Annotated in this window: 15 protein-coding genes; 6 read left to right on the top strand and 9 right to left on the bottom strand. The window is 60.1% G+C overall.

The features are described from left to right. The first annotated feature begins 47 nt into the window (after positions 1-47). Positions 48-815 carry a tRNA pseudouridine(38-40) synthase TruA gene (gene truA / locus ACR0JA_RS06925; RefSeq protein ID WP_480571921.1) on the top strand — a complete coding sequence of 256 codons (768 nt, stop codon included), beginning with the start codon at positions 48-50 and terminating at the stop codon, positions 813-815. A 1-nt stretch (position 816) separates the two neighbouring features. Here truA and ACR0JA_RS06920 read toward each other — a convergent pair whose 3' ends face one another. From ACR0JA_RS06920 to ACR0JA_RS06905, 4 genes are all read right to left on the bottom strand, one after another. Beyond that, entirely contained in the window at positions 817-1,746 is a 930-nt protein-coding gene (locus ACR0JA_RS06920; RefSeq protein ID WP_480571918.1) for a nickel/cobalt transporter, read from the bottom strand. Next, positions 1,731-2,378, bottom strand: coding sequence for a DUF1007 family protein (locus ACR0JA_RS06915; protein ID WP_480571915.1), 648 nt, complete (start codon positions 2,376-2,378; stop codon positions 1,731-1,733). Before ACR0JA_RS06915 ends, ACR0JA_RS06920 begins: the two co-directional genes overlap by 16 nt. A gap of 74 nt (positions 2,379-2,452) precedes the next feature. Further along, positions 2,453-3,253 (bottom strand): thioesterase family protein, encoded by an 801-nt coding sequence (locus tag ACR0JA_RS06910; protein WP_480571912.1) that lies wholly within the window; start codon positions 3,251-3,253, stop codon positions 2,453-2,455. Between the two features lie 10 nt (positions 3,254-3,263). Then, positions 3,264-4,499 (bottom strand): acyl-CoA dehydrogenase family protein, encoded by a 1,236-nt coding sequence (locus tag ACR0JA_RS06905; protein ID WP_480571909.1) that lies wholly within the window; start codon positions 4,497-4,499, stop codon positions 3,264-3,266. 121 nt (positions 4,500-4,620) lie between these two features. On the opposite strand from ACR0JA_RS06905, the gene ACR0JA_RS06900 reads away from it, so the two are divergent. Further along, positions 4,621-5,556, top strand: coding sequence for a 2-hydroxyacid dehydrogenase (locus ACR0JA_RS06900; RefSeq protein WP_480571906.1), 936 nt, complete (start codon positions 4,621-4,623; stop codon positions 5,554-5,556). 14 nt (positions 5,557-5,570) lie between these two features. On the opposite strand, the gene ACR0JA_RS06895 is transcribed toward ACR0JA_RS06900, so the two are convergent. Further along, complete coding sequence (locus ACR0JA_RS06895) at positions 5,571-5,927, bottom strand: hypothetical protein (protein ID WP_480571903.1); 357 nt, start codon at positions 5,925-5,927, stop codon at positions 5,571-5,573. A gap of 174 nt (positions 5,928-6,101) precedes the next feature. On the opposite strand from ACR0JA_RS06895, the gene ACR0JA_RS06890 reads away from it, so the two are divergent. The 3 genes from ACR0JA_RS06890 (at position 6,102) to ACR0JA_RS06880 (ending at position 8,383) form a co-directional block, all read left to right on the top strand. Next, entirely contained in the window at positions 6,102-6,935 is an 834-nt protein-coding gene (locus ACR0JA_RS06890) for a bifunctional allantoicase/(S)-ureidoglycine aminohydrolase (protein WP_480571900.1), read from the top strand. A gap of 80 nt (positions 6,936-7,015) precedes the next feature. Then, positions 7,016-7,339, top strand: a complete 324-nt coding sequence (locus tag ACR0JA_RS06885) for a hypothetical protein (protein ID WP_480571897.1) — start codon at positions 7,016-7,018, stop codon at positions 7,337-7,339. A 54-nt stretch (positions 7,340-7,393) separates the two neighbouring features. After that, the gene (locus ACR0JA_RS06880) at positions 7,394-8,383 is read left to right on the top strand and encodes a type I glyceraldehyde-3-phosphate dehydrogenase (protein ID WP_480571894.1); all 990 of its coding nucleotides are present in this window, start codon (positions 7,394-7,396) and stop codon (positions 8,381-8,383) included. A gap of 39 nt (positions 8,384-8,422) precedes the next feature. Here ACR0JA_RS06880 and ACR0JA_RS06875 read toward each other — a convergent pair whose 3' ends face one another. From ACR0JA_RS06875 to puuE, 3 genes are read right to left on the bottom strand one after another with little or no spacing between them, the layout of a single operon-like run. Then, entirely contained in the window at positions 8,423-9,850 is a 1,428-nt protein-coding gene (locus ACR0JA_RS06875; protein ID WP_480571891.1) for a nucleobase:cation symporter-2 family protein, read from the bottom strand. Between the two features lie 55 nt (positions 9,851-9,905). Continuing rightward, positions 9,906-10,400 carry an ureidoglycolate lyase gene (locus ACR0JA_RS06870; RefSeq protein ID WP_480571888.1) on the bottom strand — a complete coding sequence of 165 codons (495 nt, stop codon included), beginning with the start codon at positions 10,398-10,400 and terminating at the stop codon, positions 9,906-9,908. Continuing rightward, entirely contained in the window at positions 10,397-11,815 is a 1,419-nt protein-coding gene (gene puuE, locus ACR0JA_RS06865; RefSeq protein ID WP_480571885.1) for an allantoinase PuuE, read from the bottom strand. Before puuE ends, ACR0JA_RS06870 begins: the two co-directional genes overlap by 4 nt. Positions 11,816-12,022: 207 nt before the next feature. Between puuE and uraH the strand changes: the two genes are divergently transcribed. Further along, positions 12,023-12,379 (top strand): hydroxyisourate hydrolase, encoded by a 357-nt coding sequence (gene uraH / locus ACR0JA_RS06860; RefSeq protein WP_480571883.1) that lies wholly within the window; start codon positions 12,023-12,025, stop codon positions 12,377-12,379. Positions 12,380-12,405: 26 nt separating this feature from the next. Here uraH and ACR0JA_RS06855 read toward each other — a convergent pair whose 3' ends face one another. After that, positions 12,406-13,326 carry a LysR family transcriptional regulator gene (locus ACR0JA_RS06855; protein WP_480571880.1) on the bottom strand — a complete coding sequence of 307 codons (921 nt, stop codon included), beginning with the start codon at positions 13,324-13,326 and terminating at the stop codon, positions 12,406-12,408. Positions 13,327-13,414 lie beyond the last annotated feature (88 nt).

Genomic DNA, 13,414 nt, shown 5'->3' with positions numbered 1-13,414 from the left:
TTTTACCCCCCTTGCCCGATTGCACGCCGCGCGCTACCAGCGATCGCATGCCCAGATACGCGTTGAAAGTCGAATACCAAGGGGAACCGTTTGCCGGTTGGCAGCGGCAAAAGGACCTGCCATCGGTGCAGGGCGCGATCGAGCAGGCCCTGTCACGCATTCAACCCGGTGAGCACACGATTGCCGCCGCAGGGCGCACCGATGCGGGTGTGCATGCGTTGGGGCAAGTGGCTCATTGCGACATGGCGCGCGATTGGGATCCGTTCCGCCTGTCCGAGGCGCTGAACTATCACCTCAAACCGCAGCCTGTCGCCATTATCGAGGCCGTACGGGTGGATGATGACTGGCATGCCCGGTTCTCGGCCATCGAGCGGCAATATCTGTTCCGCATCCTGATGCGGCGCGCGCCGGCGACGCATGACAACGGGCAGGTCTGGCGCATTAATCATCAGTTGGACATCGACGCGATGCAGGCCGGGGCGGATGCGCTGATCGGCCGGCAAGATTTCACCACGTTCCGGTCGTCCATTTGTCAGGCCGCCAGCCCGGTGAAAACGCTGGACGAACTGCGGGTGGAACAGGTTCAGGGCTTTTCAGGTCCCGAGGTACATTTCCATGTCCGCGCCCGGTCGTTCCTGCACAATCAGGTGCGCAGCTTCGTTGGCACTCTGGAACGTGTTGGCGCAGGGGCGTGGACGCCCGAGGATGTGCGCGACGCGTTGGAGGCGGCGGACCGGGCCGCATGCGGTCCGGTGTGCCCGCCACAAGGTTTGTATCTGGCGCGGGTTGGCTATCCTGAACCTGTGTTCGGCTAGATCAAAGCGCCCGCAACAATAGCCCGCTGGCGACCACGGCGATCAAAAGGCCCGCCATCAGTTCGATCGTTGGCGCCAGGATCGAGGCAATCCGCGTGGCCGACGCTGACGCCAGCAAACCGCCGCGCAAACCGAACGAGGTCCATCCGACCAAAGTCGTCACCGTCGCTGTCCCCAATGCCATTGCAAACGCCCCGGCGATTCCCACTAAGGCGATGCCCATCTGCCAGGTCAGGATCAGAACGAACAACGCGCCCGTGCAAGGCCGCGCGGCAATCCCGACGATCAAAAGCACCGCTTCGCGCAGGCTTGCGACATTGGCGACTTCGTCTGGCGTCGGGCCGTGTTTATGCCCGCAATCGGCGCAAGTGCCATCGTCGTGATGGTGGTGATCATGATGGTGGTGGTGGTGATCATGAAGGGTCTTTTCGCTGCGACGCCGCCGGGCAAAGCTGCGCAAGGACCGGAACACCAACCACAGCCCAATCGCGGCAATCGCGGCGTAGCTGACCGGGGCCATGATTTGCTCGGTCGTTCCGACCAGGCTCTGCCGAGACATCTGAAACACCAGAACTCCGGCGTAGACCAGCACAACGGCGGTAACGGCCTGACCCAGACTGGACAGCACGCTGATTGCCGAAAGGCGCAAAAAGGCCACCTGTCGACCCAACCCGTAGCCGCCGATCAAAACCTTTCCGTGACCCGGGCCGATAGCGTGAAAAAACCCGTAAGCAAAGCAGACGGTCAGCAAAGTCGCGACCGCCTCTGGCTGTTCCGACCGTACAGCGCGTAACCCGCGCGCGATCTGGTTTTGAAACTCGCGCTGTTCACCAGCTGCCCAGGCGGCAAGCTGGTCGAATCCACCGCTGCCCCAGAACCAGAGCAATACACCCCCTGCCAAAACAACAGGAACAATCAGGTATCGGGACATGACACCAGAATCTCGGTCGCAAAGCTTTCGCCGACCAGGGGAATATCGTTCTCCTCAAGGTCATAGTCTGCGTCGAGCGTCCGCAAGAACGCCTGCATCTGTGCCAGCTGGCCGTCAATATCGGCATCGATGCGCTCGATTGAGCAAACGGCAGGGCCCGATACGGTGACCGGACGGGCGACTTCGTAGGCAGTATAATAGCTCTCGTCATACGGTTTCGCGGACAGCGCATGTGCCGGTACCGGCCCGCCTTCGACCGCTCGCAGATGGGTGGTCACAATGCGACCGTCCTCGGTGACAGCCGTGGCCTGCATTGGACCAGACAGAAGAACCGGTTGACCGTCGGCCTGTACCACGAGATCACCGTTGTAACCCTCCATCCACTGGGCATCGAACCCGGCCAGAACAGCCTCTTCCGCTTTGGTCAGATTTCCGTCGCCATCCTGATCCAGTTTATATTCTTCAAGCTGAAACAATGAGTAGAGCTCATCATAAGCCCAGGTGACACGCACATGTGTCAGGTTGCCGGCCTCATCCACGATGAATTCCAGCCCCGTGTCGATAAAGACATGCGGGTGCGCCAGTACCGGAAGCGGCACACAGCAGGTCAGAAATGTCGCCAGCCATCGCATGAGGCGAAGATAGATCGCCTGCCACCGGACAGCAATGGCTTTCCTGTCTCAGACGCAGGAACCCGCGCGTCAGCTTAGGTGGGCGGGAACAAAACCAGTGTTTGCAACGCCGTGCCGACCGGACCTTCGGTGTCGTAAAGCACTGTTTGCGACATGCCGATCCCCGTCGGCTGCCAGCGCGAGAGTGACTGCGCCGCGAACCAGCCCGGCAGCGGTTCGCGGTGGATCTGCATCGTCAGATCCGTGTTCATGAACCCCATTTCGGACGTGGGTGCGTTCCACGAGATACCGTTGCCACAATCGGCCAACGGGCACAGCGCCTGAATCGGCGACGGCGTTTCGCCATCGAGTATAGCGGGGGTATTCATCCAAACGGTTTTGGGTCCGGCCCCTAGATTGCCTCCCTTCGGGTATCTGACGTCGGCGAAATGCGCGAAACAAGGCAGGTTGTGGCGAATCTCTCCTATCGGGAACGGACCCTTTACGGCATCCGCCAGCAGAATTGGTTCTGACGGAGCATCCGGCACAGGCCCAAGGTTGCGGCGCACCATGTGCATGGTCGAGGCGCTGGCACAAAGCGTCCCGTCCAGATCGTGCACCGTTACTCGGGTCGTTGCCAGGGTTTTGGTGTGCCGCGTGGTTTCCGCCGCGACATGCAACCACGACAATGGCACTGGGCGTATCAGATCCACGGTCAGTCGTGTCAGCATCTTGTCTGAACCAACCTCGGCCTCGGCGGCGCGCGCGATAAGGCCGGCAACAGGACCCGCATGACAGTGATCCGCCGACCACGGCCCACGGGCGGGATCGTTTCCGACGAATACACCACCCTCTGAGGCACGAAAGAAACTGGGCTTGGACTGCGCGTCTTTCATTGTATTTCGATCAGACCTTTTCCTGCGTGTATTTCTTCAGTTCGGCCCGCGCTACCTGCCTGCGATGCACCGCATCCGGACCGTCCGCCAGTCTCAGGGTCCGAACATGGGTCCAGGCCGACGCAAGCGGCGTGTCCTGACTGATCCCCTGCGCTCCGAACATCTGCGCTGCCTCGTCGATGACCTTGAGCGCAACCCGCGGGGCGATGACCTTGATCTGACTGATCCACGGTGCGGCAGCGCGGGCGTCACCCTGATCCATGTACCAGGCCGCCTTGAGGCACAGAAGGCGGGCCATTTCGATCTCCATCCGGCATTCCGCAATGATGTCGTAGTTGGCCCCAAGCTGCGCCAGCTTCTTGCCGAACGCCTCGCGCTGCAGCGACCGCTTGCACATCTGTTCCAGTGCAGTTTCGGCCTGCCCTATGGCGCGCATGCAATGGTGGATGCGGCCGGGCCCCAGACGGCCTTGCGCAATCTCGAAACCACGTCCTTCACCCAGCAGCATGTTCTCGGCCGAAACGCGCACATCGGTGAACCTGATATGCATATGGCCGTGCGGCGCATCATCGTGGCCATAGACCTGCATCGGACGCAATACCTCGACCCCGGGCGTGTCGGCAGGCACGACGATCATCGATTGTCGCTTGTGTTTCGGCTGCTCGTCTCCGGCGGTCTTGACCATCACGATATAGACTTTGCAACGCGGATCGCCTGCCCCGGACGCCCACCACTTTTCGCCATTGAGGACATAGGCGTCGCCATCGCGCACGCAGGACATCGAGATATTGGTGGCGTCGGACGAGGCGACATCCGGTTCCGTCATCAGATACGCAGACCGTATCCGGCCATCCAAAAGTGGCCTGAACCACTGTTCCTTCATCGCGTCAGTGCCGTAGCGTTCAAAGACCTCCATGTTGCCGGTGTCGGGGGCAGAGCAGTTGAAAACCTCGGCCCCCAGCGGCGTCTTGCCCATCTCTTCGGCGAAATAGGCGTATTCAACCGTGGTCAGGCCAAATCCCTTGTCGCTGTCGGTCAGCCAAAAATTCCACAGACCTGCGGCTTTGGCCTTGGCCTTCAATCCTTCGAGTATGTCCGTCTGCCGCTGCGTGTACTGCCAGCGGTCGCCCTTGCCGATCTCGGCCTGATATTCACGTTCCAAGGGCATGATGTCGTCCCGGATCATATCCGCCACACGGCTCAACAGAACGCGGTTTTCCTCGCGCAGCCCGAAAGACATTGTCATTGCTTCTTCTCCTACGCCCCGCAAACCGGGCTTTACCTTGGGTCCGAGAATGACTTAGCTGCCGATACCATGTCTACCCGCGTGACGGGACGTCACCTGCAACCAAAACAAGGGCACGCAAATGGCACTATTGATCGAGACGGGTCTGACCGGCTGGATAAGCGACAGCGACATCGCGCAAGAGGTTCGCAAACGGCTTCCTGACGCGGATGTGCGTACGCCTGATACGATCGGGGACGCCTCAGACATCACCATGCTGGCGCTGGTTGGATTGCAGGACGATCAGCCGAGTCGCTTGCCCAACCTGAAACTGGTTCAGAAACTGGGGGCTGGCGTCGAAACCATCGTCGGCAATCCGAAGCTGCCAGATCATGTTCGCATTACGAGGCTCAAGCCGGATGCGCCTGCTCAGGGCATTGCCGAATGGTTTGTCGCCTATATCCTGCGTCAGCAACGGCACATGGCGTTCCATGAAAGCGCGCAGACGCGGGCCGAGTGGTCCCCGAAAGCGCCGGTCAGCACGCCTGACACCGTGGTAGGCGTGCTGGGGCTGGGTCATATCGGCGCGCGAACGGCCAGCATGCTGCGCGCTGTAGGATTCCAGGTTCTGGGATGGAGCCGCTCGCCCAAAGTTATCGAGGGCGTGACCTGTCTGCACGGAGACGACGCGCTGCCCGAGGTACTGGCACACTGCGATCATGTCTGTGCCATCCTGCCATCGACACCGCAAACAGTGGGATTGTTCGGCAAGCAGGTGCTGTCGATGATGAAACCCGGCAGCCAGTTGCTGAATGCCGGGCGCGGCGATCTGATCGACGAGGACGCCCTGATCGCTGCTTTGGACAGCGGGAGGCCAGGGCATGCGGTGTTGGACGTGACCAGTCAGGAACCACTGCTACCCACAAGTCCGCTATGGGCCCATCCGGGCGTGACGATCACGCCCCATGTCTCGGGCTGGCATCTGGGCGACGCGCTGGCGGATGTGGCCGAAAACTTCCGGCGGCTCAGCACCGGCGCGCCATTGCTGCACGAGGTCGACCGAGAGCGTGGCTACTAAGCCGGGACGCCCGGTCAGGGTGTCATGACCCACGCGCCGCTTGCATCGCGACATCTGCGGGTGCGCACCTCACGGGTCTGATCGGCACCGTCCGGACGGATGAAATGCTGCAAATGCACGCAGTTGTCGCGGACTTCCCGGACCCGAATCGTGCCTTTGGAACCGGTGGCGTCATTTATCCATTCGCGTTCGGTTCCAACACCAGGTGCGCCATTGGCGAACATTGAGTCCGAAGTCGCGCTCAGAACCTCAAAATCGGCGGGGCTCAAGCCCATTTCCGAGATTATTCGGGACAGAGGCTTTGCCTGAACAGCGCAGCTTAGGCTAAGGGCAGCGCAGGCTGCCAGTGCAGTGAAAATCCAAGCCTTCATAATGGCCTCATGAAACTGAAAAAGGTTTGGGTTCAACACTATACCGCGCGACGCCCGGGGCCAAGCCCCGAGTGATATCTTCAAAATTTCCAGAACAATCCTATTGGCAGACCGCCGCTAGGCCAGATTGCCGGTTATCCGCATAGTGCGCGGACCACCAACCCGAGGCATTCGATGGCACAACCGAATTACTATGCGCCGACCGGCGGACACCCCGGCCAGGATCAGCTTTTGACAGACCGCGCGGTGTTTACCGACGCCTATGCGGTCATCCCCAAAGGCACCATGCGCGACATCGTCACCAGTTACCTGCCCTTCTGGGAAGGCACACGCCTTTGGGTTCTGTCGCGCCCCCTGAGCGGTTTTGCCGAGACGTTTTCGCAATACATCATGGAGGTTCAGCCCGGCGGCGGCAGCGACCGTCCCGAAACCGACGCGCAGGCGCAGGCCGTGCTGTTTGTCGTTGAAGGCACCGTGACGCTGACCTTGGATGGCGAGACTCACAATCTTGAAACCGGCGGATACGCCTATATCCCACCCGGGTCGGATTGGACCTTGCACAATAGCGCTGACAGCGTTGCTCGCTTTCATTGGGTTCGCAAAGCTTACGAGGCCGTACCAGGCTTGCCCCTGCCGGACCCGATCATAACCAATGAACGTGATGTTACGCCGATCGAAATGCCGGGCACGCAGGGCCGCTGGTCCACCACCCGTTTCGCCGATCCACAGGATGTGCGCCACGACATGCACGTCAATATCGTCAATTTCGAACCCGGCGGCGTGATTCCCTTTGCCGAAACCCATGTGATGGAACACGGGCTTTATGTGCTTGAAGGCAAGGCGGTTTACAGGCTGAACCAGGATTGGGTCGAGGTTGAGGCCGGCGACTATATGTGGCTGCGCGCCTTCTGCCCGCAGGCCTGTTATGCCGGTGGTCCCGGCCGCTTTCGCTATCTGCTCTACAAGGATGTGAACCGACACATGCCGCTGAGCCTGTCACCGCGCTAACCCTCTTCGCGGGCAAGGGGTTCACATAAGCCTCGGAATCTGTTGAAATACGGCGGAAATTTCAGCACTGGAGACATTCGATGTTTTTGCGCGGAACGATTCTGGCCATCGCGGCCGTGGTTGGCCTGACGGCCCTGGATGCAACGCCGGTTGCGGCAAAGGAAGAAACCAAATCGGTTTTTGTCATGAGCCGCACTTGGGCGGTGACCCAAGTGTCCGATGAGCCCGTCATTTACCGGGCGACGCGCGACAACAACAACCTCAACCCCTTTGGCCCGCCGCCACGACTGCGCACCATTCAGGCAATTGCCGCGATCCAACAGGCAACCGGGTGCAAAGTGATCGTCCCCAGCATGTATCAGAACATCTCGGGTCAGTTCTTTTCGCAGGTCAGCTGCGGCTGAGATTGGTACAATACTTTCATTGAGGTCGCCTGTTTCGCCTGCCATAGCTTGCGCATGAAACTCGCGATCAACGGATTCGGCCGTATCGGCCGCACGATTTTGCGGCAGCTGCTGGCCCAGCCGCGCGGCGGTGATATCGAGCTGGTGCTGATCAATGATATCGCGCCGCTTGAGACCTGCGCCTACCTGTTCCAATACGACAGCACATTCGGCCCCTATCCCGGGAAGGTGCAGGCTGAAGGCGATGCCCTGCAGGTCGATGGGCAGACCTATCCGGTCACTCACAGCGCCGATCTGGCCAATGTGGACCTGAGCGGCGTCGACGTCCTGCTGGACTGCACCGGCGTTGCCCGCACATCGGATGTCGCGCGTCGCGGGCTGACCGCCGGGGCGGGCAAGGTTCTGATCTCGGGGCCCTCACCTGCTGCCGAGGTGACCGTGGTTCTGGGCGCGAACGAAGATCAACTGGGCACCGCCCGGATCGTGTCGAACGCCTCATGCACCACCAACGGCCTTGCGCCGCTGGTCCGGGTACTGGACGAAATCGGCGGCATCGTCTCGGGGCATATGACAACGATCCACTGTTATACGAACAGTCAGCCCATGGTGGACGCTCCGCGTGGCGATCTGGCGCGTTCTCGCGCGGGGGCATTGTCGATGGTGCCCACCACATCAAGCGCCACACAGTTAATCGATGTTGTTCTGCCGCATCTTGCGGGCCGCATCTCGGGTGCTGCAGTGCGGGTGCCAACGGCCAGCGTCTCGGCTGTGGATCTTGTTGTTTCGCTGGAAAGAACCATGGACTCAGACACCTTCAATACCGCGCTGTGTCAGGCGGTCGACAACTCGGCGGTTCTGGGTTGGACCGATATGCCGCTGGTGTCGTCAGACCTGAGGGCGCGTGCGGAATCGCTGGTCATCGCAGGCCGCGAGACGCGCGCGGTCGGGGACCGCCAGTTTCGCGTCTTTGGCTGGTATGACAATGAATGGGGCTTTTCCGCACGTATGCTGGACGTGGCTCGGCTGATGGCCCAAACCGGTTAGAACCGCAGCACCTGATCGGCGCTGCGGTAAGTGCTTAGCTTATTCCGACGGCAGGCTGCCCGAGCCATGACCGGCCATACCGCCCGAGACTTCCTCGGTCGACTCAGCCGCCAGTTCTTCCGGCAACAGCAGGTTCAGAACAATCGCGATCAAAGCCGCGGGCAACAAGCCGCTGGTCATCAGAATGCGCGGTGTGTCCGGCAGGTGCTGCACTGCGCCGGGCTCAAGTTGCAGCCCCAGACCGATGCTCAGCGAGATGGCAAAGATCACCATGTTGCGGCGACTCCAGTTCACGTCGGACAGCATCGAGATACCGGCGGCGACGACCATACCGAACATCACGATCACGCCACCGCCCAGAACCTCAATTGGAATGGTGCGGATGATGGCACCGACTTTTGGAACCAGCCCACACAGGATCAGGAACAGCGCTCCGCAGGTCACCACATGGCGGCTCATCACGCCGGTCATCGCGATCAGGCCAACGTTCTGGCTGAACGAGGTGTTGGGAAAGCCGCCAAAAATACCTGCAACGGCAGACCCCAGACCATCAGCGTAAGTGGCACCGGCGATCTCTTGGTCGGTTGCCTCACGACCTGCGCCGCCTTTGGTAATGCCCGAAACATCGCCCACGGTTTCCACCGCCGATACAAATGACATCAGGCAGAAACCGATGATGGCGGCGGCAGAGAATTCAAACCCGTATTTGAACGGTACCGGCAGCGCGAATGCCGCAGCGCGACCCCAACTGGTTCCAATTGCCTCAAAGGTGACCATGCCCATCAACAGAGCGTAGGCGTAGCCAACGGCCAGACCGACCAGAACCGCCGAAACCGAGAGCATCCCGCGGGTGAAGAATTTCAGCCCGAGTGTGACGACAACAACGACTAGCGCGGCAGACCAGTTCAGCAACGAGCCGTATTCCGGCGTTCCGATGGCGGGCACACCGCCGGCGGCGTATTGGATACCGACCTTGACCAGTGCCAGACCGATCATTGTTACAACAAGGCCTGTCACCAAAGGCGGCAGCGCAAAGCGGATCTTTCCGATGACCAGCCCCAGACAGGCGTGGAACAAACCGCCGATCAGCACGCCTCCGAACAGAGCGGCCAACGCGTCGACGCCTTTGCCCGCAACCAGCGGGATCATGATCGGCAGGAAGGCAAAGCTGGTGCCCTGAACAATTGGCAAGGCGGCCCCAACCGGCCCGATGGTCACGGTCTGCAGCAGGGTCGCAAGACCGGCAAACAGCATCGACATCTGAATCAGATACAGAAGCTGCGGAAAATCAGGCGAGTTCGAGCCAAACCCGAACCCGGCGGCCCCGGCCACGATAATCGCGGGCGTCACGTTCGAGACGAACATCGCCAGAACATGTTGAATGCCCAAAGGGATCGCCTTGTGTAACCCGGGGGTGAAATTTGGATCCCGAAGTTGCTCGGGCGTTCCTATCGAAGTGTCGGCCATGGTCTTGTTGTCCTCCCTAAGATCCAATGGGGTTCTTGCCGTTTCTGCGTCGGCTTCAGCTTTGTGGTTCGATTACCTGGTAAGCTTCGTCGAACCAGTATTCTTCAAGGTTGGGGCCATCGCCGATGCGGTCGACGACCGCGAACAGTCCCGGTGCGTGCAGGGGCGTGAGAACCCCGTGCCACGTACTGCGATGGTAGTTCACCGCCTGGCCCGGCTGCGTGACGAACGCCCTCGGAAGACCCGGCTTGCCTCCCTCGTCCGGTGCCACGATGACCAGAAAGGGCTGGTGAGACATCGGGATGAAAGCCTGACTGCCATCCGGGTGGCGTTCGACCATGTCCAGCGTGTAGGGCAATGCCCTTGGATTGGCGTTGAACAGGCTGATCCCGGCGCGGCCATCCGAAAAGTCGAGCGACGCACGGTCGTGAAATCGCCCGCATTGACCTTGGTTGATGATCTTGTCGGGCTCACCGGTCACCTCCATCAGATCTCCGAATGGCGCGAATGCCTTGGCCGAGATCGGTTCGACGACGATCTGCAGGCTCATGACGGCAACAAGTCGCGCAGGCGGAATTCGGCAATGCGTTCGACCTGACGGCACGCTTCGGCAAATTCGGTCGCACGATCCTGTTCGATCCGGCGTTCAAACGCCCCAAGGATCGAGGCCTTGTCATGGTCGCGCACCGCGATGATGAAGGGAAACCCGAATTTTTCGGTGTACTGCGTGTTCAGGTCGGTAAAAGCTTGCCGTTCCTGATCCGTCAAAGCATCCAGACCTGCCGAGGCCTGTTCGGATGTGCTTTCCGCCGTCAGACGTTTGGCCTGTGCCAGTTTACCCGCAAGATCCGGGTGCGCAGTCAGGACGCCCAGACGCTCGTCCTCGGTCGCGGATCGGAACATGCGGGTCAGCGCGTTGTGCAAACCCCCAGCTGTGTCGTGGGCCGGGCCAAGTTCCAGATCATAGGCCCGTTCCGCGATCCAGGCGGAATGCTCGAAGATACCGCCGTAAGTGTCGACGAATTCGGACCGCTGCATCAATGACGGTTTCGCGGCTGACTGCGCCGGATGTATCGCCGCCCAATGACGAGCGATCTGCTGCCGTGTCGCGAACCAGACATCGGAAAATCCGCCCGCATAATCAAGAAACCGCTTCAGCGCCATGACGCGGCCCGGGCGGCCGATCAGTCGGCAGTGCAAACCGATCGACAGCATCTTGGGCGAACCAGCCTCGCCTTCTTCGTAAAGCGCGTCGAAACTGTCCTTGAGATAGGAATAGAACTGATCGCCCGAGTTGAAGCCCTGCGGTGTGGCAAACCGCATGTCGTTGCAATCCAGCGTATAGGGCACGATCAGCTGATCGCGTTCACCGACCTTTGTCCAGTAGGGCAAATCGTCGGTATATGTGTCTGCGACATAATCGAAACCGCCTTCTTCGGCCACCAGACGCACGGTATTCTCGGAGCACCGTCCAGTATACCAGCCATAGGGACGCTCGCCGACAACTTCGGTATGCAGGCGGATCGCTTCGGCGATCTGGGCGCGCTCTTCGTCTTCCGACATGTCCTTGTGCTCGACCCATTTCAGGCCGTGGCTGGCAATCTCCCATCCGGCGGATTTCATTGCCGCAACCTGATCGGGCGAGCGTGCCAATGCGGTCGCCACGCCGTACACCGTGATCGGAAGGTCCTTCATCAACCGGTGCAGACGCCAGAACCCGGCGCGCGCGCCGTATTCATAGATAGACTCCATGTTCCAATGGCGTTGACCGGGCCATTGCGCCGCGCCGACGATCTCGGACAAAAATGCCTCGGATGCGGCATCGCCGTGCAGGATGCAGTTCTCACCGCCTTCTTCATAGTTCAGCACGATCTGAATCGCGATCTTTGCCCCGCCCGGCCATTGTGCGTTTGGTGGGGTGGCTCCGTATCCGATCATATCGCGGGGATAACGAGGAGGCTGCATGCTGTTTTCCGTCTTGGTCTATTCAGTTCACACAGCTTTAGCGCAGAATTGCCGGTAGAATTATCAAATCAATCCGAACGCTGTTTCCATTTCTTTCGGCATTCCCAAATGCTGCGGTTTCAAATCAGAGTGTCTCAAAATATACCTGTCGGCGCAGACCATCCGGCTGCGAGCACAAATGGCGCGAACAAAAAGAAGGAGGTTCCGGTGGCTGGATACCTGACAACCCACGTTCTGGACACGGCACGCGGCTGCCCGGCCCAAGGGCTGAAGATCGCGCTCTATAAGGTGGCCGGGACCACGCATCAAAAACTGGCCGAGACCGTGACCAATGCCGATGGCCGCACGGACGAACCGATCCTGCCGCATGAGACTTTTGAAACCGGCACCTATGAACTGGTGTTTTTCGCCGGAGATTACCTGCGCGCAACCGATCAGACCGCCGAAGAGCCGCTGTTTCTGGATCAAGTGCCAATCCGGTTCGGTATGTCGGATGCCGAGGCGCACTATCACGTGCCGCTGTTGCTTTCGCCCTACGGCTATTCGACCTATCGCGGCAGCTAGAGGACCGCTGCTGATCGACCCCGCCTCTAGGCGGTTTCTTCGACACTTCGCACGACCTTGCTGATCCGTTCGATCATGAAATCCATGAACAACCGGGCTTTGGGATCCTGATGGCGGCGATGGGTATAGAGGCACGCCATCTGCACCGGAACCGGAGGCGTCTGTTGCGCGACAGACACCAACCTTCCGGCTTTCAGGTGATCGGCCACCTCGAACATCGGCTTCATTGCGATCCCTTGCCCTGACAGCGCCCAATCCGTAAGCACATCCCCGTCATCACATTCAAAGCGCCCGGTCACGGCAAAGCGATTTGGGCCATCGGACGTTTCCAATACCCATTGAAACTCGGTCGCGCCGGGATAGCGCAGGTTCAGGCACTCGTGCTTGTCTGCTATCAGATCCCGACCGGTTTGCGGCATCCCGCGCCGATCCACGTAATCGGGCGCTGCACACAAGACTCTTTGGCAATCTGCGATCTTGCGAATGCGCAATGTGCTGTCTTCTGGCTGACCGATGAAAAAGGCCAGGTCCAGCCCTTCGGTCGTCAGATCAACGGATCGATCGGTCAATCGCAGCCGCACATCAATCTCAGGGTATTCGGCAAGAAAATCTGGCACGTTCGGGGCCAGCAAACGCCGCCCGACGCCAAGCGGCGCTGCAACGAACAGCGATCCGCGCGGCGCCTCGGTCAAATGCGTGACCTGCGCCTCGGCCTCATCCACCGCGTCCAGCACCGACACCGCGCCGGGGTAGAACGCCTTGCCCTGTTCGGTTGGCGACAGGTTCCGCGTTGTACGCTGAAAAAGGCGAACCCCCAGGTGATCTTCGAGCTGCGATATTCGGGCTGAGGTCACGGCGGGAGAAATCCGCAGGTCGCGCCCGGCAGCAGACATGCTGCCGAGATCGTAAACCCTGACAAAAGTGCGTATGTTGTCGAGATAGGACATCTTTTCGATTTTTTTGATACAGCTTGGCAATATATGGGAATACCGAATAAATACCCGCTTGCCTAGTGTGGCCCCAAGCAATCGGAGA

The organism is Ruegeria sp. AM4 (genome assembly GCF_056540665.1).
Note: the sequence above shows the minus strand (reverse complement) of the source record. Positions and strands in the feature narration are given on the sequence as shown.

Coding starts and splice junctions, on each gene's coding strand:
- ACR0JA_RS06880 (WP_480571894.1), top strand. CDS start 7,394: ATGAAACTCGCGATCAACGGATTCGGCCGTATCGGCCGCACGATTTTG.
- ACR0JA_RS06890 (WP_480571900.1), top strand. CDS start 6,102: ATGGCACAACCGAATTACTATGCGCCGACCGGCGGACACCCCGGCCAG.
- ACR0JA_RS06855 (WP_480571880.1), bottom strand. CDS start 13,326: ATGTCCTATCTCGACAACATACGCACTTTTGTCAGGGTTTACGATCTC.
- ACR0JA_RS06885 (WP_480571897.1), top strand. CDS start 7,016: ATGTTTTTGCGCGGAACGATTCTGGCCATCGCGGCCGTGGTTGGCCTG.
- ACR0JA_RS06895 (WP_480571903.1), bottom strand. CDS start 5,927: ATGAAGGCTTGGATTTTCACTGCACTGGCAGCCTGCGCTGCCCTTAGC.
- ACR0JA_RS06875 (WP_480571891.1), bottom strand. CDS start 9,850: ATGGCCGACACTTCGATAGGAACGCCCGAGCAACTTCGGGATCCAAAT.
- ACR0JA_RS06870 (WP_480571888.1), bottom strand. CDS start 10,400: ATGAGCCTGCAGATCGTCGTCGAACCGATCTCGGCCAAGGCATTCGCG.
- ACR0JA_RS06910 (WP_480571912.1), bottom strand. CDS start 3,253: ATGAAAGACGCGCAGTCCAAGCCCAGTTTCTTTCGTGCCTCAGAGGGT.
- truA (WP_480571921.1), top strand. CDS start 48: ATGCCCAGATACGCGTTGAAAGTCGAATACCAAGGGGAACCGTTTGCC.
- puuE (WP_480571885.1), bottom strand. CDS start 11,815: ATGCAGCCTCCTCGTTATCCCCGCGATATGATCGGATACGGAGCCACC.
- ACR0JA_RS06905 (WP_480571909.1), bottom strand. CDS start 4,499: ATGACAATGTCTTTCGGGCTGCGCGAGGAAAACCGCGTTCTGTTGAGC.
- ACR0JA_RS06900 (WP_480571906.1), top strand. CDS start 4,621: ATGGCACTATTGATCGAGACGGGTCTGACCGGCTGGATAAGCGACAGC.
- ACR0JA_RS06920 (WP_480571918.1), bottom strand. CDS start 1,746: ATGTCCCGATACCTGATTGTTCCTGTTGTTTTGGCAGGGGGTGTATTG.
- ACR0JA_RS06915 (WP_480571915.1), bottom strand. CDS start 2,378: ATGCGATGGCTGGCGACATTTCTGACCTGCTGTGTGCCGCTTCCGGTA.